Origin of the sequence: Bradyrhizobium liaoningense (genome assembly GCF_018130825.1) — a bacterium.
In the GTDB taxonomy this organism is placed as follows: Bacteria; Pseudomonadota; Alphaproteobacteria; order Rhizobiales; family Xanthobacteraceae; genus Bradyrhizobium; species Bradyrhizobium liaoningense_B.
On sequence record NZ_JAFCJS010000003.1, the window covers coordinates 388,421 to 409,124 of the forward strand.

General features: G+C 65.7%; 17 protein-coding genes. 4 read left to right on the top strand and 13 right to left on the bottom strand.

Annotated features, from left to right (window positions below):
- Positions 1-154: 154 nt before the first annotated feature.
- Complete coding sequence (locus JQ603_RS15230; protein ID WP_212340630.1) at positions 155-958, bottom strand: alpha/beta fold hydrolase; 804 nt, start codon at positions 956-958, stop codon at positions 155-157.
- 10 nt (positions 959-968) lie between these two features.
- On the bottom strand, positions 969-3,038 hold the full coding sequence (locus JQ603_RS15235; RefSeq protein ID WP_212340631.1) for a prolyl oligopeptidase family serine peptidase: 2,070 nt from the start codon (positions 3,036-3,038) through the stop codon (positions 969-971).
- Positions 3,039-3,244: 206 nt separating this feature from the next.
- Between JQ603_RS15235 and JQ603_RS15240 the strand changes: the two genes are divergently transcribed.
- Positions 3,245-4,492, top strand: coding sequence for an MFS transporter (locus JQ603_RS15240; protein ID WP_212340632.1), 1,248 nt, complete (start codon positions 3,245-3,247; stop codon positions 4,490-4,492).
- A gap of 141 nt (positions 4,493-4,633) precedes the next feature.
- The gene (locus JQ603_RS15245; RefSeq protein ID WP_212340633.1) at positions 4,634-5,872 is read left to right on the top strand and encodes an MFS transporter; all 1,239 of its coding nucleotides are present in this window, start codon (positions 4,634-4,636) and stop codon (positions 5,870-5,872) included.
- A 91-nt stretch (positions 5,873-5,963) separates the two neighbouring features.
- Here JQ603_RS15245 and JQ603_RS15250 read toward each other — a convergent pair whose 3' ends face one another.
- Both JQ603_RS15250 and JQ603_RS15255 read right to left on the bottom strand, forming a co-directional pair.
- The gene (locus tag JQ603_RS15250) at positions 5,964-6,458 is read right to left on the bottom strand and encodes a VOC family protein (protein ID WP_212340637.1); all 495 of its coding nucleotides are present in this window, start codon (positions 6,456-6,458) and stop codon (positions 5,964-5,966) included.
- Positions 6,459-6,548: 90 nt separating this feature from the next.
- Positions 6,549-7,094, bottom strand: a complete 546-nt coding sequence (locus tag JQ603_RS15255) for a carboxymuconolactone decarboxylase family protein (protein WP_212340639.1) — start codon at positions 7,092-7,094, stop codon at positions 6,549-6,551.
- Positions 7,095-7,233: 139 nt separating this feature from the next.
- Here JQ603_RS15255 and JQ603_RS15260 point away from each other — a divergent pair, with 139 nt between their 5' ends.
- Entirely contained in the window at positions 7,234-8,448 is a 1,215-nt protein-coding gene (locus JQ603_RS15260; protein ID WP_212340642.1) for an acyl-CoA dehydrogenase family protein, read from the top strand.
- A gap of 155 nt (positions 8,449-8,603) precedes the next feature.
- Positions 8,604-9,743: an acyl-CoA dehydrogenase family protein gene (locus tag JQ603_RS15265; protein WP_212340644.1), complete on the top strand. Its 1,140-nt coding sequence runs from the start codon at positions 8,604-8,606 to the stop codon at positions 9,741-9,743.
- Positions 9,744-10,023: 280 nt separating this feature from the next.
- On the opposite strand, the gene JQ603_RS15270 is transcribed toward JQ603_RS15265, so the two are convergent.
- From JQ603_RS15270 to JQ603_RS15310, 9 genes are all read right to left on the bottom strand, one after another.
- Positions 10,024-11,061 (bottom strand): amino acid ABC transporter substrate-binding protein, encoded by a 1,038-nt coding sequence (locus JQ603_RS15270; RefSeq protein WP_212341524.1) that lies wholly within the window; start codon positions 11,059-11,061, stop codon positions 10,024-10,026.
- Positions 11,062-11,148: 87 nt separating this feature from the next.
- On the bottom strand, positions 11,149-11,742 hold the full coding sequence (locus tag JQ603_RS15275) for a L,D-transpeptidase (protein WP_212340646.1): 594 nt from the start codon (positions 11,740-11,742) through the stop codon (positions 11,149-11,151).
- A 446-nt stretch (positions 11,743-12,188) separates the two neighbouring features.
- On the bottom strand, positions 12,189-13,163 hold the full coding sequence (locus JQ603_RS15280) for a hypothetical protein (protein WP_212340648.1): 975 nt from the start codon (positions 13,161-13,163) through the stop codon (positions 12,189-12,191).
- Between the two features lie 96 nt (positions 13,164-13,259).
- The gene (locus JQ603_RS15285) at positions 13,260-13,823 is read right to left on the bottom strand and encodes a thioredoxin family protein (protein ID WP_212340650.1); all 564 of its coding nucleotides are present in this window, start codon (positions 13,821-13,823) and stop codon (positions 13,260-13,262) included.
- Positions 13,824-13,855: 32 nt separating this feature from the next.
- Positions 13,856-14,554, bottom strand: a complete 699-nt coding sequence (locus JQ603_RS15290; protein WP_212340652.1) for a cytochrome c biogenesis CcdA family protein — start codon at positions 14,552-14,554, stop codon at positions 13,856-13,858.
- A gap of 539 nt (positions 14,555-15,093) precedes the next feature.
- Positions 15,094-15,705 carry a sigma-70 family RNA polymerase sigma factor gene (locus JQ603_RS15295; protein ID WP_018644455.1) on the bottom strand — a complete coding sequence of 204 codons (612 nt, stop codon included), beginning with the start codon at positions 15,703-15,705 and terminating at the stop codon, positions 15,094-15,096.
- 457 nt (positions 15,706-16,162) lie between these two features.
- On the bottom strand, positions 16,163-16,897 hold the full coding sequence (locus tag JQ603_RS15300) for a response regulator (RefSeq protein ID WP_212340655.1): 735 nt from the start codon (positions 16,895-16,897) through the stop codon (positions 16,163-16,165).
- 5 nt (positions 16,898-16,902) lie between these two features.
- Positions 16,903-18,651 carry an ATP-binding response regulator gene (locus tag JQ603_RS15305; protein WP_212340661.1) on the bottom strand — a complete coding sequence of 583 codons (1,749 nt, stop codon included), beginning with the start codon at positions 18,649-18,651 and terminating at the stop codon, positions 16,903-16,905.
- Positions 18,621-20,699 carry an ATP-binding protein gene (locus JQ603_RS15310; RefSeq protein ID WP_212340662.1) on the bottom strand — a complete coding sequence of 693 codons (2,079 nt, stop codon included), beginning with the start codon at positions 20,697-20,699 and terminating at the stop codon, positions 18,621-18,623. Before JQ603_RS15310 ends, JQ603_RS15305 begins: the two co-directional genes overlap by 31 nt.
- Positions 20,700-20,704 lie beyond the last annotated feature (5 nt).

Sequence of the window (20,704 nt, forward strand, 5' to 3'; positions counted from 1 at the left end):
ATGAGGGCGGAGTGCGCGGTTGTAATTTCAACGGGGCCAATGCTGCTTAGCCTCATCCTGAGGAGACCGCGGAGCGGTCGTCTCGAAGGACGAGGCGCTTGCTCTGGCCGCCTCCAAGCAGCTTTCTGCGATAGCCTTTGGCTTGCCTACCTGCTCATGCGAATCGGGCGACGAATTCGGAAATGAGACTTGTCACTTCTGCCGGGCGCTCCAGGCTCGGCAGATGCGCTACGCCCGCCATTTCCCGCTTCTCCGCGCCCGGCACGACCGCCGCAACGTGACGGCTGCGGTCCTGAACATAGGGCAAGTCGAGGTCGCCCCAGGCCACGAGGGTTGGCGCCGCGACGTCGCCGAGCCGGTCGAAGAAGGGCCGAATGTCGACATCCGTTCCGAACGGCGGCGAGCGAAGCGCGATGCCGTTCATGTCGAGGAACAGATCGCGCGTAGGCCCTGTGACGCGACCTTCGCCCGCCAGCGCTCCATCCAGCAGGAGGCGCGCCTTCAACGCGTTCAACCGATCGAGATCGCCGGACGCCTCGGCCTCTTTCGACTGCGCCATCACTCTTGCGATGTCGGGCGTGTAGGTCGGATCGGGCGCGCCGGCGACATTGGGGGCGATCAGGACGAGGGCGCGAACGCGCGGCTTGTGACGGAGGGCGGCATCGAGTGCGATACGGCCGCCGAGGGAGCAGCCAACGAGAATTGCGGGCTTGCCGCCTGCGGTCGCCTCCAGCACCGCCATCAGGTCCGACAGTGCGGAAAAGTCCTCCGGCTCGGCCCGTGTTTCGCCGAACCCGCGCCGGTCATAAGCGACTGCCTTGTGGGTGGCGCCGATCGCATCCAACTGGGCGCGCCACATGCGCCGGTCGCACACATTGGCATGAAGAAAGACAACAGCGGTGCCGTCGCCCACGATCTCGGTCGCGAGCCTGGCGCGACCGGACGCAATGAATTGCATGTTCGCCCCTTCAGCCTTCACCGTCCTTCCATCCGATCTTGTCCTTCAAGAACCGGAAGCCGAGCACCTCAAAACCAGCGCGCTCCTTGTTGTCCTTGCCGTAGCCATGGCCGCCTGCGGCCGGCTCGTAGAACCAGGCCTCATAGCCCATCGCCTGAAGCTTCGCCGCCATCTTGCGGGCATGGCCGGGATGGACGCGGTCGTCACGCCGCGTCGTCGCGATCAGGATCGGCGGATAGGGCTGGCCGTCCCTGACGTTGTGATAGGCGGAGTAGGTCTTCAGCCATTCCCACTCCTCCGCCTTGTCAGGATCGCCATATTCCGCGATCCAGCTCGCGCCGGCGAGCAGCTTTGTGTAGCGGCGCATGTCGATCAGCGGGATGGTGCAGAACAGCGCGCCGAAGCGTTCGGGATAGCGCACCAGCATGTTGGTGATGAGGATGCCGCCGTTGGAGCCGCCCTGCGCTGCGATGCGCTTCGCGCTCGTCACGCCGCGGCGGACGAGGTCGGCGGCGACGGCCGCGAAATCGTCATGCGAGAGCTTCTTTCCGGCGAGGCGCCCGGCATCGTGCCAGCGCGTGCCGAACTCGCCGCCGCCGCGCAAATTCGCCTGCACGGTGGTGCCGCCGCGCTCCAGCCACAGCTTGCCGAGCGAGGCGTTGTAATACGGCTTTACGGAGACGGCGAAGCCGCCATAGGCGCTCATATAGACCGGCGCATCGCCGGTCTCGCCGGCGGGACCGGTCTGCACATAGGGGATGCGCTCGCCGTCAACCGAGATTGCCTCGTGCTGCGTCACCACGAGACCGTCGGCGGTGAATGTCTTCGGCGCCTGCTTCAAGACGGTCGGGCTTGCGACGCCGCGCTGGATCAGCAGCATCGAGGGCGGCGTGAGCGGGTCCTGCACATTGGCGAGCAGGTCGCCGTTGCTTTCGGAGGCGTGCCGATCCAGTGCCCAGACGTCGACGACGCCGATCTGCGGCAGGCCGGGAAGCGTCTCGCGGCTCCAGCCCGCGGCGGATGGCGTGCAGATTTCGAAACGCGGCCTGAGCTCGTCGAGGATCGAGAGGACCAGTCTGCCCGCCGCCCAGAAGAAGCCCTGGACCGCCCGGCGCGGCGCCGGCTCGAACAGCACCTTGAACTCGCGGTCGCCGGCGAGGAAAGCCGGGAGCGAGATGCCGAGCACCGCATCCGCCTTGTACGTCCGTCCGGCCGCGGACCAATCCACGCGCGGTTTGATCGCGAGCCAGTCGCCATGGGCTTGGAGTTCTATGTTGGTCGGGAGGTCGAGCTTTGCGAGCGGACCGGTCTCGTCGCCGATCGAGACGCTGAAGTTGAAGAAATCCAGCATGCGGCCGAACCATATCGTCCGGTTCGAGGTGATGCGATCGACGTAGCAATACGCGGCCATGTCGCTCGCCGAGGCCTCGAACAGCACCGATGCTTGTTCGACCTTTTGACCACGCCGCCACAGGCGAACCGTGCGCGCATAGCCCGAGCTCGTCGCCATGCCCTCGCCATGGGCGCTCGACAGCAGCAGCGTGTCGGCATCGAGCCAATCGACGCCGCCCTTGGCCTCCGGCAGCGTAAAGCCATCGGCAACGAAGCTCCTGGTGTCGAGGTCGAACTCCCGCAGGGTGACGGCGTCGCTGCCGCCGCGCGACAGGCTCAGAATGGCGCGCGCGCTTCCCGGCATCGTGGTGATGGAGCTCAGCAGCCAGTCCTCGCCTTCCTTTGCCGCGAGCTGGTCGATATCCAGCATGGTCTCCCACACTGGTTCGGCTTTGCGAAACTCCGCCAGCGAAGTCCGCCGCCACAGGCCGCGCGGGTTGGCGGCGTCCTTCCAGAGATTGTGCAGGTCGGTGCCGCGGCGGCTGACATAGGGAATGTTGTCGGGCCGGTCGTAGATTCCCGCGAGAATGTCGCGGTCGCGTTCGAATGCCGCTCCGCCGAACGCCTGAAGCGTCAGGCTGTTCTGCCGCTCCACGAAATCGAGCGCCTGCCTGCCCTCGATCTCCTCCAGCCACAGCCAGGGATCGTCGTCGGGAGCGCTGAGCGTGGGCCTGTCGTCGACGGACATGAACGAAACTCCGTAAAATCGCGGCGGATAGGATTTGATCGAGCGCAAGCCGTCAAGGGCGCGCGCCGCTATCATCGCACTGATTGCGTCAGAGGCATGGCCCGCGCCCGTTTGCGTCGGTTGCCCCCTCCTCCGCGCCCCTCCATAGTGGCGGGAATCAACAAGGCCCTCGAAAGCCTCAAGAGCCCCTTGGGGCGGAAGTGCCGATGCTGGACGTAACTGCTGTCAATGAGATCGCCGCCGATGCCCGCGTGCGTGCCAATGTGGTGCGCCTTGCCGCCGCGCAGGCGCTGACCGGCGCCAACTCGGCGGTCATTTTCGCCACCGGCGCGATCGTCGGCGCCACGCTCGCACCCGACATGTCGTTCGCGACGGTGCCGATCTCGATGTATGTGGTGGGGCTCGCCGCCGGCACGCTGCCGACCGGCGCGATCTCGCGCCGCTTCGGCCGCCGCGCCGCCTTCATCACCGGCACCGGTCTCGGTGCGCTCACCGGCTTGCTCGGCTCGTTCGCGATCCTGCACGGCTCGTTCGCGCTGTTTTGTCTGGCGACCTTCCTTGGCGGCCTCTACGGCGCGGTGGCGCAGTCCTATCGCTTCGCGGCCGCCGACGGCGCCAGCGCTGCGTATCGCCCCAAGGCGGTGTCCTGGGTGATGGCGGGCGGCGTGTTCGCCGGCGTGCTCGGTCCGCAGCTCGTGCAATGGACCATGGATGTCTGGCAGCCTTATCTGTTCGCCTTCAGCTTCCTGGTGCAGGCGGCTGTGGCGCTGATCGCGATGGGCATCGTCGCCGGCGTCGACATGCCGAGGCCCGCCCCGGCCGATCTGCACGGCGGGCGGCCGCTGCTCACCATCGTGACCCAGCCGCGCTTCATCGCGGCGGCGCTGTGCGGTGTCATCGCCTATCCCATGATGAACCTGGTGATGACCTCGGCGCCGCTCGCCATGAAGCTGTGCGGCCTCAGCGTCTCCGATTCCAATTTCGGCCTGCAATGGCACATCGTCGCCATGTATGGGCCGAGCTTCTTCACGGGCGCTCTGATCGCGCGCTTCGGCGCGCCGAAGATCGTGGCCGCCGGATTGCTGCTGGAAGCGGGCGCCGCCACCATCGGCCTCTCCGGCCTCACGGCGATGCATTTCTGGGCCACGCTGATCGTGCTCGGTGTCGGCTGGAACTTCTCCTTCATCGGCGCCTCTGCTTTGGTGCTGGAGACGCACCGCCCGCAGGAGCGCAACAAGGTGCAGGCCTTCAACGATTTCCTGGTGTTCGGCATGATGGCGATCGGCTCGTTCTCCTCGGGTCAGTTGCTCGCCAATTACGGCTGGTCCGCGGTGAACATGGTGGTGTTCCCGCCGGTCGTGCTCGGCCTTGCCGTGCTCTCGCTGGTGTCCTGGGCCCGCCGCCGCAAGGCGCGCTTGGAGGCGGCCATGGGTGAGTTCCCGGACGCGGTGTGAATTGGCGGGAGGCTGTCAGCAGCGTTGATGCTTCGATCGCCGTCGAAGTGATTTTCGGGAGTACGGTTGTTACATGATGCTCGTCATCAACAGACGGGCGTGACGCACGGCGCTCGCGGGGGAAACGAAGGACAAGCGCAAATGCTCGACAACCCCCGTCATACCGCGCCAATCGACGAATCCTCGCTCCGCTACGAAGGCTGGCGCATCGTCGCGGTGTGCTTCCTGCTCGCCACCTTCGGCTGGGGCCTCGGCTTCTACGGCCAGAGCGTCTATGTCGCCGAGCTGCAGCGCGCGCGGGGCTGGCCCACCTCGCTGATCTCCTCGGGCACGACCTTCTTCTATTTGTTCGGCGCGCTGCTGGTCGTCTTCGTCGGCGAGGCCGTGCGAAAATACGGTCCGCGGCTCAGCCTGATCGCCGGCACACTGGCGATGGCGGCCGCTGCGGTCGCGATCGGCGCGGTGCGCGAGCCCTGGCAGCTCTATCTCGCCGACGCCGTGCTCGCCTTCGGCTGGGCCGGCACCAGCCTTGCCATGATCACCAACACGATCAGCCTGTGGTTCGACCACAAGCGCGGCATGGCGATCAGCCTTGCGCTCAACGGCGCGAGCTTCGGCGGCATCGTCGGTGTGCCATTGCTGGTGACGCTGATCGGCCATGTCGGCTTTGCCAGTGCGATGTACGCCGCCGCCGGTGCCATGCTGGTGCTGCTCGTGCCGGTGATCCTGTTTCTCGTCGGCCGTCCGCCCGACCTTCACGGCTGGCAGGCAGCGGCGAGAGCGAAGCCGCAATCGTCGACAGAGATCCGCGCCTGGGCGCTGCGCGACGTCGGCTTCCTCACGGTGACCATTGCGTTTGCGCTGGTGCTGTTCGCGCAGGTCGGCTTCATCGTGCACCTGATCTCGTTCCTCGATCCCGTGATCGGCCGCGAGCGTGCCGCGGTTGCCGTCGCGGTGCTGACCGCGATGGCGGTGGTCGGGCGCGTGCTGTTCTCGCTGGTGATCGACCGCCTCAACCAGCGGCTGGCCTCCGCGATCTCGTTCCTGAGCCAGGTCGCCGCGCTCCTCGTCGTCATCAACCTGCACAACGAATATGTGCTGATCGCAGCGTGCGCGGTGTTCGGCTTCTCGGTCGGCAATCTCATCACGCTGCCGTCGCTGATCGTGCAGCAGGAGTTCGATAGCGCTTCGTTTGGCGTGCTGATCAGCCTGAACACCGCGATCAACCAGGTGACGTATGCGTTCGGCCCCGGCGTCGTCGGGGCCTTGCGCGATTGGTCCGGGGGCTACACGCTGCCGTTCTATCTCTGCATCGCACTGGAGGTGGCGGCGGCTGCGTTGATCATGGTGCGCGGTAAGCCGCGGGCGAAGCTCCCGTAGGGTGGATTAGCCGAAGGCGTAATCCACCAACTTCGTCCCGCATTCGCAGAGGCATGGTGGGTTACGCCTTCGGCTAACCCACCATACGCCATCACCCCTCGCGCTGCCTCAACAACGCCTCCACATCCAGCCGCTTGGTGAACATCGCCAGCTTCCCATCCGGCCCGAACGGCCATTGCTCCCGCGGCTTGTCCCAATACAGCTCCACACCGTTCTGATCCGGGTCACGCAAGTAAAGCGCCTCGCTGACGCCATGGTCGCTCGCCCCATCCAGTGCAATGCCGGCAGAGAGCACCCGGTGCAGCGCATCCGCCAGCGCGGGGCGCGTCGGATAGAGGATCGCGGTGTGGAACAGCCCGGTCGTGCCGGGCGGCGGCGGCGAGCCGCCCTTGCTCTCCCAGGTGTTGAGCCCGATGTGGTGATGATAGCCGCCGGCCGAGATGAACGCCGCGCCCGAGCCCATGCGCTGCATCAGCTCGAAGCCGAGCACGCCGCAATAGAAGCCGAGCGCGCGATCGAGATCGGCGACCTTGAGATGGACGTGGCCGATCCGGGTGCCGGCGGCGACGGCCTGGTTTTGCGACATGGGAATGCTCCGTTGAAAACATCCACATAAGGCCGGCCCCGGGACCGCGCTACGGGTCGATCCCGAAACCCATCGTTTCCGAATGGGAAACTAGGCGAGTTCCGACACCTCGCCCTCGGGCAACCCGAACTCAAACGTGTTCAGCGTCATCGACACCAGTGTGTAATAGCCGCACAGCCCGATCACCTCGACGACGCCGCGTTCGCTGAGCAGCTTTACCGCCTCGTCGTACAAGCCCTTCTCGACGCCGTGGCCCTCGTGCAGCGACTTCGCGACGTCGTAGATCATCTTCCCCTTGGGATCGTCGAACTCAGGCGTGCGGCGGTCGCGGATGGCCTCGATGATCTCAGGCTTCATGCCGCCAGCGAGCGCGAGGCGCTTATGCGCATACCATTCGTAATGCGCGGTCCAGTGCCGCGCGGTCACCAGGATCGCGATCTCCGAGAGTTTTGCCGGGAATATCGTGTCGAAGCGCAGCACCTCGCCGAGCCGCGTGGCGTGGCGCGCCATCTCCGGGCTGCTCAGCCAGGCCATCATCGGCGCCGGCGGCTTGCCGCGCTTGCCGGCGATCGACTCGTCATAGGTCTGCCGCTGGCTCTCGTTCATTTCGCCAGGCGAAAGAAGCTTCAGGCGCATTCTGGTTTCCTCTTTGTTTTCAAGCACCGCCATGGCGGCGACTATAGCCGAATGCGGCCCCGCGGAAGTGGTTGAATTCCGCAGGAGCTTGGCCCAGAGTCGCCGCCAACAAGTCGATTTTGATTGATGGAAACGACCAATGACTGACTCTACAACCAGCGATTCTGAGACGGCCCATCTCGAAACATTCCGCAACGAGACTCGTGCCTGGCTGGAAGCCAACTGCCCGCCGGAGATGCGCAAGCCCGCGACGTCGGACGCCGATGTGTTCTGGGGCGGGCGCAACGCAAAGTTCTCGTCGGAGCCGCAGCGCATCTGGTTCGAGCGCATGCGCGACAAGGGCTGGACCGTGCCGGATTGGCCGAAGGAATATGGCGGCGGTGGCCTCAGCGCCGCCGAGCACAAGGTGCTGCGCGCAGAAATGGCCAAGATGGGCGCGCGTCCGCCGCTGTCGAGCTTCGGCATCTGGATGCTTGGGCCGGCACTTTTGAAATACGGCAACGACGCCCAGAAGAAGGAGCACCTGCCGAAGATCGCCGCGGGCGAGATTCGCTGGTGCCAGGGCTATTCCGAGCCGAACGCCGGCTCCGATCTCGCCTCGCTGCAGACCCGCGCTGAAAGCGACGGTGACGATTTCCTCATCACGGGGTCGAAGATCTGGACCTCCTACGCCAACTACGCCGACTGGATCTTCTGCCTGGTCCGCACCGATCCCGCCGCCAAGAAGCACGACGGCATCAGCTTCATCCTGTTCGACATGACCTCGAAGGGCGTCTCGACCAAGCCGATCCTGCTGATCTCCGGTTACTCGCCGTTCTGCGAGACCTTCTTCGACGGCGTCCGCGTGCCGAAGTCGCATGTGGTCGGCACCGTCAACCGCGGCTGGGACGTCGCGAAATATCTGCTCCAGCACGAGCGCGCGATGATCTCAGGCATGGGCGAGCGCGGCGTCGGCCGTCCGCTCGGCCAGATCGCCGCCGACTCCGTCGGTACCGATGCGCAAGGCAAGCTGGACGATTCCATGCTGCGCGGTAGAATCGCGAGCTTCGACGTCGACGAGGCCGCGCTTGCGGCCTGCGCCGAGCGCGCGGTCGATCTCGCCAAGGCGGGACAGGCGCATCCGGCGTTTTCCTCGGCAATGAAATATTACGGCACCGAGCTCAACAAGCGCCGCTACGAAATCCTGATGTCGGCCGGCGGCGTTGATGCGCTGGAATGGGAAAGCGAGCGCTCCAGGCAAGGCGCCCGCCCGCGCGCCTGGCTGCGCACCAAGGCCAACTCGATCGAGGGCGGCACGTCCGAGGTCATGCTCGGCATCGTTGCCAAGCGCATCCTGGATCTGCCGGGGGCGTGAGCCACGCTCTCACCGCCCGTCATTCCGGGGCGCGCGTAGCGCGAGCCCGGAATCCATCTCACCGCGGAAATGCCGCCTGATGGATTCCGGGCCTGGCCCTTCGGGCCATCCCGGAATGACGAACTAGAATAGATTTCGAATCGGAACCAAGCACCATGGCCCTCGTCCTCACCGAAGAACAATCGATGCTCCGCGACTCCGCGCGCGGGCTGATCAGCGACAAGGCGCCGGTGTCGCACCTGCGTCACTTGCGCGACTCCAAGGATCCCACCGGCTTCTCCAAGGAGCTGTGGCAATCCTTCGCCGAGATGGGCTTTGCCGGCCTGCTCGTGCCGGAAGAGTTCGGCGGCAGTGGTCTCGGATTCATGGAGGCCGGCGTCGTGATGGAGGAGATCGGCCGCACCTTGATGCCGTCACCCTTCCTCGCGACCAGCGTGGTCGCGGCCTCCGCGCTGAACCGCGGCGGCAACGCCGCGCAGAAGTCGGAATATCTGCCGAAGATTGCGAACGGCTCGCTGCTTGCGGCGCTCGCGGTCGACGAGGGCGCCAAGCATCGCCCGCTGCAGACCAGCCTGCAGGCCGTGCGCGCCGGCAACGGCTTCAAGCTTTCCGGCGCCAAGGCACTGGTGGTCGATGGTCATGTCGCCGATCTCTTCATCGTCGCCGCCCGCACCGCGGGCTCGGCCGGCGAGCGCGACGGCTTGACGCTGTTCCTGGTGAACCCCAAGGCCAAGGGCGTTGCGGTCGAGCGCACCATCATGGTCGACGCGCACAACGCGGCGCGGATCGAGCTTGCCAATGTCGAGGTCACCGCCGACAGCGTGCTCGGCGAGGTCGATCAGGCAGCAAGCCTGCTCGACGGCGTGCTCGACATCGGCCGCGGCGCGGTCGCCGCCGAAATGGTCGGCCTCAGCGACGAGGTCTTCGGCCGCACCGTCGAGTATCTCAAGAATAGAAAGCAGTTCGGCAAGCTGATCGGCGAATTCCAGGCGCTGCAGCACCGCGCCGCCGAGCTCTATGTCGACATCGAGATCACCCGCGCCGCCACCATGAAGGCGCTGCAGGCGCTGGATGCCGACGTTGCCAAGGCTGCCTCGGCCGTTGCCGTGGCCAAGGCCCGCGCCGGCACCACCGCCACGCGCGCGGTGCAGGAAGGCGTGCAGATGCATGGCGGCATGGGCATGACCGACCAGTTCGACATCGGCTTCTTCATGAAGCGCGCCCGGGTGTGCGAGGAATTGTTCGGCGATGCGAACTACCACACCGAGCAGCTGGCGCGGGCGCGGGGGTATTGAGGGCGGGCGGGGAGAGCGCGTAGCCCGGATGAGCGCAGCGACATCCGGGAATGCCGCGGGCACCGACCCCGCATATCGCTTCGCTCATGCGGGCTACGGCGCTATCGCCTCACAATCGGTGTCGTCGCCCGGCTTGACCGGGCGATCCAGTACGCCGCGGCCTCTCGATTGATCAAAACCGTCTCTGGAATACTGGATCGCCCGCCTTCGCGGGCGATGACAGGGAGTGAATGGGAGGCGCTTGCTCCCACGCTCGCAACGACGGTGGCGAGACCGTCCCTTACCGCATCGGCGGCGCGTACTGCACGCCGCCCGCATTCCACAGCTGGTTCATGCCGCGCGGGATCTTCAGCTTGGACTTCTCGCCGATGTTGCGCTCGTACATCTCGCCGTAATTGCCGACGGTGCGGATGATGCGGACGACCCAGTCCTTGGTGAGGCCGAGCTGCTCGCCGTAATTGCCCTCGGTGCCGACGAGACGCATCACTTCCGGCTTCTTCGACTTCAGGGCCTCGTCGATGTTCTCCGAGGAGACGCCGAGCTCTTCGGCGTTGATCATGGCGTAGAGCGTCCACTTCACGATCATCATCCAGTCGTCATCGCGCTGGCGCACGACAGGAGCGAGCGGCTCCTTGGAGATCATGTCCGGCAGGATCATGTGGTCGCCGGGCTTCGACAGGTTCAGCCTCAGCGCATAGAGCTGCGAGACGTCGGCGGAGAGCGTGTCGCACTTGCCGGTGTCGTAGGCCTTCACCACGTCGTCGAGCTTGTCGAACTTCACCTCTTCATACTTCATGTTGTTGGCACGGAAGTAGTCGGAGACGTTGAGCGCCGTGGTGGTGCCGGCCTGGACGCAGACCTTGCTGCCGGTCAGGTCCAGCGAGGTCTCCTTGTTGCGCGACCGCGGCAGCATGAAGCCGGCGCCGTCGTAATAGGCGACAGCGGGGAAATAGAGATCGTAGTCGAGCTCGCGCGCCATGCTCCAGGTCGAGTTGCGCGAGAGGATGTCGACCTTCCGGCTCTGCAATTCCCTGAAGCGCTCGCTGGCGTCGAGCGGCACGAACTTCGCCTTGTTCGGGTCGTTGAAGATCGCCGCCGCTACCGCGCGGCAGAAATCGACGTCGAAGCCGGTCCAGTTGCCCTTGTCATCGGGGATCGAGAAGCCCGGCAGGCCCTTGTTGACGCCGCACAGCACCTCGCCGCGGCGAACCGTGCGCTTCAGGGTGCGGGTGTCGTAGAATTCATAGACGATGGCCAGGACGCCGACCAGCACGGCGACCGCGAGCCCGATCAGCAGGCCGCCTCGAAATGTGCGCATCATGTTGCTCTCTCGAAAAATCGGGAAAAGGAATTCGGAGGGGGGACGCGGAGCATGATCAGTGCGATCATGCTCCGACCGTAACTCTCAGAGCTCGGGCTTTTGCCGGATCACCACCTTGGTGCCGACAGGGACGCGATCATAGAGATCGGCGACGTCATTGTTGACGAGACGGAAGCAGCCCGAGGACACCTTGGTGCCAATCGTGTCAGGACGGTTGGTGCCGTGGATGCGATAGACGGTGGTGCCGAGATACATCGCGCGGGCGCCGAGAGGATTGCCGGGGCCGCCGGCCATGAAGCGCGGCAGGTAGGGCTGGCGCTGGATCATCTCCGGCGGCGGCGTCCAGTCCGGCCATTCCTTCTTGTTGGTGATGGTCACCAGCCCCTGCCACTGGAAGCCGTCGCGGCCGACGCCGATGCCATAGCGGATCGCGCGCCCGCCGGGTTGCACCAGATAGAGGTGCCGTTCGGCGGTCGAGACGATGATCGTGCCCGGCGGTTCAGTGGTGCGGAAGTACACGACCTGCTTCTGCCATTCCGGATCGAGCTGGTAGGCATCGTCGGCGATCAGGCCCGGCTCGTCACCGCGGTCCGGCTGCTGGGCGGAGGCGTATGAGGTGGTCAGAACCAGGCTGAGGGCCGTGATGAACGCCCCGGTCAGGCGACGATAATCCGTCATTTCAAGCTCTCCCCGCTGCCACAGCGCAAATCATTCGGAACCATCAAATCTCAGGGGCATGTTCATGGCAAGTTAATGGCGCGCGCAGCTGATATGTCACGAGAATGCTTTGGTTTTTTGACGGGGCCGGGGCAATGCCACAAACAGGGGATGGCGCGAAAAGCTTAGATCGGTGCCGCAGTGGTAGTGGGCTCCCTCCTCCGCCTTTGGGGGGAGGGCGATCGCGCAGGAACTTGTTGGCGGCGGCCTGAGCGCGCGCCCCATCCTTCGAGATGCGCGCAAGGGCGCGCTCCTCAGGATGAGGCTAGGACGCACAGGTGGTGGCTGAAACTGCTGCCACGCACTCCGTCCTCATCCTGAGGGCCCGCCGCAGGCGGGCGTCTCGAAGGATGGCCGCGGGTGAGCTGCCAGATTCTCTTCAAATCGCGTTGTCGCAGCGGGGAGAGCTAGATCTTGTTGCTCTCCGCCGCGATCCCGAGCCGCCGCACGATTTCGGTCCCGACGGCGCGGGCTTCGAGTCGTGAGCCGATCCGGGGGCTGCGAAACCTCCGCCCCGAGCGAAGGCGGATCGTGACGATGCAGTGCTCGTCCTCGGAACGGCCGCGGCGATCGACGGTGATCGTCTTCACCTCATGTCCGGCGATGCTGTCCGTGCGCGGCGTACCGTCGCCCCACAGGCGCTCCACGCGGATATCGCCCTGCCGGATCACCCAGAACGCGCCGGTCGCGAGGTTGGCGTATCTGTAGACGGCGAACGCCGCGAGCGCGCCGAGCGGCAGCAGCAGGATGTCGACATGGCTGGGCGGCCATCCGCGCCAGAGCTTGTAGGCGTAGGGCACGGCGGACAGCGCCACGGCGATCAGCGCGACGATCCTTATGTCCCGCGCGGAAAACGCCTCGAGCGGTTCGCCGAGATGCATCTCGGGATTGCTGGCATCGAGCGGATTGACCGGTTCCTCGACATTGGGAACGTCGAAATGCGCGGCGATCCGCGCCACGGTGTCATGAACATGTGTGACGTCGGAGATCGGCGGCGACGTCAGGCGCTCTCCCGAAACAAGCGTGAAGACCAGTTGAAACCGGGCCTTCACCCGCTTGCTGCCGGGGACCTGCAGTCCGCTGATCTCGTCCTTCGCGATGATCCGCGTCTGCAGTTTCCCGAATGGACGCTGATGCCCGATCAGGATCTCGTCAGGCGTGATGATCCACACCACCGCCGGCGCCATCATGATGCCGACAACGAACCCGGCTCCCACCAGCAGTGCCACCACCGAGATGACAATCTCCATGGTGTCGTGCGTGAACAGGCCCGGCGTGAAGCAGAGCGCAACCGCGGCCGCGGAGCCGGCCACGACCAGTCGCTGCGCGATCGAAGAGCCTTCACGAAGGCGAATGTCGGTGCTGGTGTTCGCGTCGGCCATTGCGGGCGGCTGATTCCGATGGCGCGAAACTCCACGGACGGGTCCGTGGAGTCAAGCAACAAGGGTGTTAGACGAGGCCGGCCGCGCGACGCTCGCCTAACTGCTGACGTTCAGCAGCTTGGCCACGGTGCGGTCGATCTCGTCGTAGCGGCCTTCGCCGGCGTGCTGGAACACGATCTTGCCGCTCTGGTCGATGATGTATTGCGCCGGCCAATACTGGTTGCTGTAGGCGTTCCAGGTCCTGGAGTCGTTGTCCTGCGCCACCGGATAGGTGATGCCATGGCGCTTCAGCGCGGCCTGCACGTTCGCGGCCGATCGCTCGAACGGGAATTCCGGCGTGTGCACGCCGACCACGACGAGGCCCCGGTCCTTGTATTTGGCATAGAGGTCGGTGACGTGCGGCAGCGTGTTGACGCAGTTGACGCAGCCATAGGTCCAGAAGTCGACCAGCACGACCTTGCCGCGCAGGTCGGAAAGGCTCAGCGGCTTCGAATTGAACCAGTTGGTGATCCCGGTGAAGTCGGGCGCGGTCTGCTGGCTTGCGGCGGCGGTGACGACAGGCGTCGCACGCGCAGCCTCGTCGCAGATGCCGGGGATGACGGCGCCGGTGACGGTGATGCCGATCAGTGCAGCAGACACGGCGAGCAGTTTGAGAGTCATGGAAGCGTCCTTTCGGTGAAGTTTTGGGATGATCACAGGCCGATCTGGCCGGTGGGATAGAAGCCGGTGAGCCACGCCACGATCAGCGTGTCGTATTGGAAATAGGCGGCAACGGCGAAGGCGATCACGACCACGCCAAAGCCCTGCTGCAGGCGCGGCGAGATCCGCGCAAGGCTGCGCACGCGCGTGGTCGCGGCCTGTCCGCCATAGGCTATTGCCAGCATCGGGATCGCCGCACCGATGGCGTACGCGACCAGCAGCGTGCCGGCCCAGGCCAGATTCTTCGAGGTCGCCACCAGCGTCAGGATCGAGCCGAGCACGGGGCCTGCGCAGGGCGTCCAGACCAGGCCGAGCGTGGTGCCGAGGATGAGGCCGCCGAGCGCGCCCTCGCGCTGCACGCCGCTCGAGTTGCCGAGATCGAGCCAGCCATTGAGCCGGATCGACAGCCACTCGAACGGCGGCGGCCACAGCATCAGCAGGCCGAAGCCGAGCAGCAGGATCGACGCCGCCTCGCGCAGCACGTTCGGATCGAAATCGAACAGGTGCGTGAGCGCACCTAACAGCAGCGCGACCGCGGAGAAGGAGACGACGAAGCCGAGCGCAATCATCGCGGGGCGCAAGTGCCCCGCGCGCCCGATCGAGGCGCCGAGCAGGATCGGCAGCATCGGCAGCGTGCAGGGCGCGGCGATGGTGAGGATGCCGGCGAGGAGGGCGAAGAAAAGCTCGAGCATGGCGCACTCGTGATGGAGGTCACGAGGCCAGTTCGTGTGCGGTGGGGCGGTCGTTACGCGGAGTCACGCCTTCGTGACGGGGCCATTGGTTTGTGAGGCAACTGCGCCAGCGACAACGGCGGTGCGCTCCCTCCCCCCTTGCGGGGGAGGGCGGGGGAGAGGGGTAGCCCAGCAAATGGTCCACCCGTTAGCGATCGTGCCGCGCCACAAATCGAGAGGGTCCCCGTGTGGCACCCCTCTCCCTGCCCCTCCCCCGCAAGGGGGGAGGGAATGAGAGAGCCTGCCCGCCTTACTCGCGTGAGGGAGATAGAGAGCCCGCGGCGGCCACCTCAGCCCCAAATAGAAAACGACCCGGACTGGGGCATCGTCCGGGTCGCTGGAGGTCTTGGGAGGTTTAACGAAACCGTATGTGATCTTTATAGGAGGGAAGTTTTTCCGCCTGATGTTGTCGTTTGTTTCAATTGTTTCGTCGGTGGTAACGCTTCCGTGTCCGGAGATAGGGTCGGAAATCCGGCCCTATCCATTTGAAATCATTGTCCTTACGCGGCGAAACGGTCGACGCCGGCGCCCTTAAGCAAATCGGCCAGTTGCTTGCGGGCATAGAACATCCGGGTCTTCACCGTGCTCTGGGGGATGCCGATGATCTGCCCGACCTCCTCCACCGACTTCTCGTGGTAGTAGACGAGGTTGATGATCTCGCGATGCGCGGGCGACAGCTTGGCGACGCAGGCGCGCAGGATGGCGCTGGTGTCGCTGCGGTCGAGCGAGGTTTCGGGCGTGTCGCAATCGTCGGGGATCTGGCGCACGTCTTCCTGGTCGATGTCCTCGAAGCGGCGCTGGCGCATCGCGGTCAGCGCCTTGAAGCGGGCGATCGAGAGCAGCCAGGTCGAGACCTGCGAGCGGCCCTGGAATTGGCCGGCGGTGCGCCACACGTCGAGGAACACCTGGCTGACCAGATCTTCCGCCGTGGTGGCGTCGCGCACGATGCGCAGGATGAAACGGTAGACCCGCACATTGTGCCGGCAATAGAGGATGTGCATGGCGGTCCGGTTGCCGTCGGCAATGCTCTCGAGGAGCATGTCGTCCGAAGTCGCCTGAGCGGCGATGATGCTCTGGCTGGCCTGGGCGTTGATGGCGATGACGTTCGGCATGGACTTGGCTCCCCGTAGCGCCGCAACCGAGCGGCGTTTCCTTGGACCAAAGTGTTAATCAGCCACCGTTTCGGGACGTCTGCGCGAAAAGCGGAAAATGGTTTCGTGCGCCGCCAAATTGTTTCGTCGGAGAGGGCGCGACGAAACATTCGGAGCAAAAAATCGTGGAATTTCAATATACGGAAAATACGGGGTGGGGATTTGGGGGCGACCGGAGGCGCCTGGAACGTATTTCGGGGGATTGCGTTTGGTCGCGCGACACCCAGCGCCGTCGTCCCGGGGGCGACCCGGGTAGCCGGGACGGTGATCCCGTAGGGTGGGCAAAGGCGCGAAGCGCCGTGCCCACGATCTTTTCGCGAGTAGGTGAGAACGGTGGGCACGCTTCCGCCTTCGCTCTTCGAGCTACGGCGGACAAGTCGCTTTGCCCACCCTACGGCATCTGGCTTCGCCGCCCGCCTTACGCCTTCTCGCCCCCAGGCGAGAACAGATAGCCGCCGCCGCGGATGGTGCGAATCACGGCGGGTTTTGCGGGATCGGGCTCGATCTTGCGGCGGATGCGCATGATGCGGAGATCAACCGCGCGGTCGAAGGCTTCGGCGTCGCGCGCGTTGGCGAGTTCGAGCAGACGCTCGCGCGACAGCACGCGCTTCGGATTGGCCGCGAACACTTTCAAGAGCCCGAATTCGGATGCGGTCAGCGGATGCTCGTTGCCCTCGTCGTCGCGCAGCGCCTGCGCTTCGAGGTCGAGCCATTTGGTGCCGAAGCGCACCAACTGCTCCTTGTCGGATTTCGCGGCTGCTGCCTCTGCCGCGGCCTTCACCGGCGTGCTCCGCCGCAGCACCGAGCGGATGCGCGCCATCAGCTCGCGCAGCTCGCAGGGCTTTGCCACGTAATCGTCGGCGCCGAGCTCGAGGCCGACGACGCGGTCGATCGGGCTCGCGGTCGCGGTCAGCATGATCACGGGCACGTTGATGCGGCTCTTGAGATCGCGGATGATCGAGAGCCCGTCTTCCTCGGGCATGTTGAGGTCGAGCACGACGAGATCGGGCATGCCGCCCTGGATCGCGGCGCGCAAGCTCTTGCCGCCGTCGCACAGCGTCACGGTGAAGCCGTGCATCTTGAGGTAATCGCCGACCATCTCCCGGGCTGGAGCTTCGTCGTCGACGATCATGATGTGCTGGCTTTGGGTCATGGTCTCTAGATCGGTATCTCGGTCGCGGGGAGGGTGATGGTGAAGGTCGAGCCCTTGCCGGGGCCCTCGCTGTCGGCGGTCACCTCGCCGCCGTGCATGTCGATGATACGCTTCACGATGGACAGACCAAGCCCCGTCGAGCTCTCGCCGGCGGTCGGCTTGGCGGACAGCCGCTGGAACCGGCCGAACAGGCGGCCGAGATCCTCCGGCGACAGGCCGGCGCCCTCGTCGCTGACGCGGACGACGGTGTCGCTGCCCTCATGGGTGACGGCGACGCCGATCTTGCCGCCGATCGGCGAGTATTTGATGGCGTTGCTGATCAGATTGTCGATCGCCTCGCGGATGCGGTCGGTGTCGCACATGGTGACGATGTTGGCCGGCGCGGTGACGCTGATCGCCTGCTGCTTGTTGACGGCGAGCGGCTGGTTGGCCTCGGCGACCTCCTTGACCAGCGCGGCGACGTCGACCGGCTCGCGGCGGATGGTGATGTCGAAGGCATCGGCCATCGCGTCCGAGATCAGATGGTCGACCATCGTGGTCAGGCGCTTGGTGGCGTCGCGGATGTGATCGACCTGGGCGACCACGCCGCCTTCCGACGCGCCGGTCGAGATCAGCTCCTTCAGCATCTCGGTGCGGCCGAGGATGACGCCGAGTGGATTCTTCAGATCGTGCGCGACGGTGCCCAGGATCTCGTTCTTGAAGCCGTTGGCGCGCTGCAGCCGCAGCCATTGCGCCGACAGGCGGCGGTTGGCCTGCATCAGGGCGCGGGTGCGCTGGGCGACGCGGTCTTCCAGCTGGGTGTTGGCGTCCTGCAGCTGCTGGTAGAGGATGACGTTGTCGAACGCGATCGAGAGGCGGCTGGAGAAGATCTCGACCAGCGAGCGGTCGGTCTCCGACAGCTCGCGCTCGGCCTGCAGCAGCACCACAACCTCGCGGCCGCTTCCGGTGCGCAAATAGATCACGCTGCGATGGTCGGCGAATTCGTTCTTGCGGCGCTGGAACGCGGCCTCCACCATCTCGCGCAGCTCGGGGTCGAGCGCCTTCGACGACGTGGTGCCGATGAAGCGGCTGTAGCAGCCGCTGCCGGCCAGCACCGAAAGCTCGGGATCGACGCCGCCATTGTCGCGCAGGACCAGTATACCGGCGCAGTCGACGTTGAGCAGCGAGGCGAGCTGGGTCAGCACGCCCTCGGCGAGCCGCTGCATCGACTTGAAGTCGTACAGCGTGGAGGCCGCGTCGATGATGATCTCGAGCCCGCGCCGTGTCTGCACCATGCGCTCGAGCTGCTGATAGGAGCGCAGCGCCGCGGTCAGCGAGGTGAACAGCTTGTCGGCCGTGAGCTCGGTCTTGGCCTTGTAGTCGTTGATGTCGTACTGCACGATCACGCGCCGCTCGGGCGCCTGGCCGGGCTGGCCGGTGCGCAGGATGATGCGCACGGTCTCGTTCCTGATCTCGTTGCGGATGAACTCGACCAGCTCGAGGCCCGCGACATCCGTCTCCATGATGACGTCGAGCAGCACCGCGGCGATGTCGCTGTGCGCGGCCATCAGCTTGCGCCCTTCCGCCGCGGAATAGGCGGAGAGGATCTCCAGGCTCTGGCCGTTGAGGCTGTAGTCCGAAAGTGCAAAACGGGTGCCGTCATGCACGGCCGGGTCGTCGTCGATGACGGCGATCTTCCACTTTCGTGCGTTCTGGTCCTCCGACGCGGTGCCGGTATCGTCGATCAGGTGGAGGACATCGTCCTGTTCGGCCATTGAGAAGTCCCGTCAGTCTCTGTGCTTTGCGCGCCGCCCTTGGCGACCCGGGGCATGATAATGCGAAAAGTGGTGCCTTGTCCCAGCTTGGATTCCAGCATCATGCGACCGCCGAGCTGCTGGGTGACAAGGTTATAGACGATATGCAGCCCGAGTCCCGTGCCACCTTCATTGCGCCGGGTGGTAAAGAATGGGTCAAAGGCCTGGCGCTGCACGTCCGGGGTCATGCCGGCCCCGTCGTCGGTGAAGATGATCTCGATATCGTCGGCCCCGCGCGGCCGCGCCGAGATCGTGATGGTGCCGGCGCGCCCGTCGGCGAAGGCATGGTTGGCGGCGTTGAGGAACAGGTTGGTCAGGATCTGGCCGTAGGAGCCGGGATAGCCGTCCAGCAGCAGCCCCTCGGGCACGTCGACCTCGAGCGTGATCGGCGAGCGCTTCAGCACGGGCCGAAGGCTCGCGATGATCTGGTCGGTGGCTTCGCTGAGTGAGAACTGCCGCCGCTCGGCATGGGAGCGGTCGACCGCGACCTGCTTGAACGACTGGATCAGCTCGCCGGCGCGGGTGAGGTTGGCGACGAGTTGCTGCGAGGCATCGCGCGAGGACTGCACGAACTCCTCCAGCTGCGAGCGGCGCAGGCCGCCGTCGCCCTTGAGCTGGGCCTCGAAGATCTCGGTCCGCCGGGCAAAGCTGGAGGCGACCGTGAGGCTGATGCCGATGGGGTTGTTGACCTCGTGGGCGACGCCGGCGACGAGACCGCCGAGCGCGGCCAGCCGCTCGGCATCGATCAGATTCTGCTGTGCGGTATTGAGCTCGAGCAGCGCGCTCTCGGCCTTCTCCTTCGACGCGCGCAGCTCATCCTCGGTCTCGCGCTTGGCGATGGCGTTCTCGCGGAATACTTCCACCGCGCGCGCCATGGCGCCGACCTCGTCGCGTGCCTTGGTGCCCTGCACCTCGCGGTCGAGATTGCCGAGCGTAATCGCGCGCATCGCGGCCATGATCTGCTGCAGCGGCAGGCGGATCGACAGCGCGATCAAGACGCCGGCGGTGAGGATGATACCGAGGAAGATCACCGCGATGGAGAGCACGCGGCGGGAGATATCGGCCAGCGTGCGGTCAAAAGTCTCCTGCGCCTTCTGCTCGCGCTGGCGCATCTTGGTCGAGAGGTCGTCGATGGCGCCGATCGCCTCGGCCTGGCTGGCGTCGATGGTGTTGCGCAGCAGCTCGGTGCGGCTCATCAGCTGCTCGGAGAGTTTTGCAAAACCCTCACGCAGCGCGGCGGTGCGGGCCCCGAGGCGCTGCAGCGCCATGCGCTGGAGATCGTTGTCGGCGAGATCGATCATCACCGGAATGGTCTTCTCGATCGTCTCGGTGTGGCGGCGCGCATCGTCGGCGGCGCCCGATGACTGCGACAGATAGTAGGAATTGGCCGCGACCAGCATCGCGGTGAAGGCCTCGCGTGACTTGCCGAGCGAGGGCCAGATCAGCGCGTCGCGATGGCCGGTGGCGCCCTCGATGATGGAATAGAGCCCCGCCATGTCCCTGGCCGGGCCCTGCACCTGGTCCTCGTAGGTCTTGGCGATCGTCGCCTGCACGCTGCGCAGCTCGCCGAAGCCGTTGAGGAAGCGCTCGGTGGTGCGCTCCAGCTCCTCGACCGAGCCCGACAGCATCGGGTCCTTGGCGGCGCGGTTGCTCAGCGTGCCCAGCACCGCCTCGCGCAGCAGGAGAATCTCGGCGAACAGGTCCGGGCTCGGCTGGTTGATGTAGCGGTGGATCAGATTGTGCAGGCGCCCGGTCTCGCTCTCGAGCAGCGCCAGGATGCGGTCGGATTCGCGCACCTGGCGCACGTCGTCCCAGGCCGAGCCCAGCACCTGCGAGCCGTTCCAGATCAGCGCCACCAGCACCACCACGACGGCGGAGTTCAAGCCTGCGATCGACAGGATGCGCCAGCGGATCGGCACGGCCCGGAGCGCGCCGACGAGCCGCGCGCGCACCCGCCCGAGCGGGCCGGGCGGCCTGTCTGCGTGCTCGCTGTTTCCAAGCGCGGGCAACTGGG

What these genes read in the sequence shown, in the direction of transcription:
- JQ603_RS15230 (WP_212340630.1), bottom strand. Translation starts at nt 958, where the DNA reads ATGCAATTCATTGCGTCCGGTCGCGCCAGGCTCGCGACCGAGATCGTG.
- JQ603_RS15285 (WP_212340650.1), bottom strand. Translation starts at nt 13,823, where the DNA reads ATGACTCTCAAACTGCTCGCCGTGTCTGCTGCACTGATCGGCATCACC.
- JQ603_RS15280 (WP_212340648.1), bottom strand. Translation starts at nt 13,163, where the DNA reads ATGGCCGACGCGAACACCAGCACCGACATTCGCCTTCGTGAAGGCTCT.
- JQ603_RS15260 (WP_212340642.1), top strand. Translation starts at nt 7,234, where the DNA reads ATGACTGACTCTACAACCAGCGATTCTGAGACGGCCCATCTCGAAACA.
- JQ603_RS15245 (WP_212340633.1), top strand. Translation starts at nt 4,634, where the DNA reads ATGCTCGACAACCCCCGTCATACCGCGCCAATCGACGAATCCTCGCTC.
- JQ603_RS15290 (WP_212340652.1), bottom strand. Translation starts at nt 14,554, where the DNA reads ATGCTCGAGCTTTTCTTCGCCCTCCTCGCCGGCATCCTCACCATCGCC.
- JQ603_RS15305 (WP_212340661.1), bottom strand. Translation starts at nt 18,651, where the DNA reads ATGGCCGAACAGGACGATGTCCTCCACCTGATCGACGATACCGGCACC.
- JQ603_RS15255 (WP_212340639.1), bottom strand. Translation starts at nt 7,094, where the DNA reads ATGCGCCTGAAGCTTCTTTCGCCTGGCGAAATGAACGAGAGCCAGCGG.
- JQ603_RS15270 (WP_212341524.1), bottom strand. Translation starts at nt 11,061, where the DNA reads ATGCGCACATTTCGAGGCGGCCTGCTGATCGGGCTCGCGGTCGCCGTG.
- JQ603_RS15295 (WP_018644455.1), bottom strand. Translation starts at nt 15,705, where the DNA reads ATGCCGAACGTCATCGCCATCAACGCCCAGGCCAGCCAGAGCATCATC.
- JQ603_RS15240 (WP_212340632.1), top strand. Translation starts at nt 3,245, where the DNA reads ATGCTGGACGTAACTGCTGTCAATGAGATCGCCGCCGATGCCCGCGTG.
- JQ603_RS15250 (WP_212340637.1), bottom strand. Translation starts at nt 6,458, where the DNA reads ATGTCGCAAAACCAGGCCGTCGCCGCCGGCACCCGGATCGGCCACGTC.
- JQ603_RS15275 (WP_212340646.1), bottom strand. Translation starts at nt 11,742, where the DNA reads ATGACGGATTATCGTCGCCTGACCGGGGCGTTCATCACGGCCCTCAGC.
- JQ603_RS15235 (WP_212340631.1), bottom strand. Translation starts at nt 3,038, where the DNA reads ATGTCCGTCGACGACAGGCCCACGCTCAGCGCTCCCGACGACGATCCC.
- JQ603_RS15265 (WP_212340644.1), top strand. Translation starts at nt 8,604, where the DNA reads ATGGCCCTCGTCCTCACCGAAGAACAATCGATGCTCCGCGACTCCGCG.
- JQ603_RS15300 (WP_212340655.1), bottom strand. Translation starts at nt 16,897, where the DNA reads ATGACCCAAAGCCAGCACATCATGATCGTCGACGACGAAGCTCCAGCC.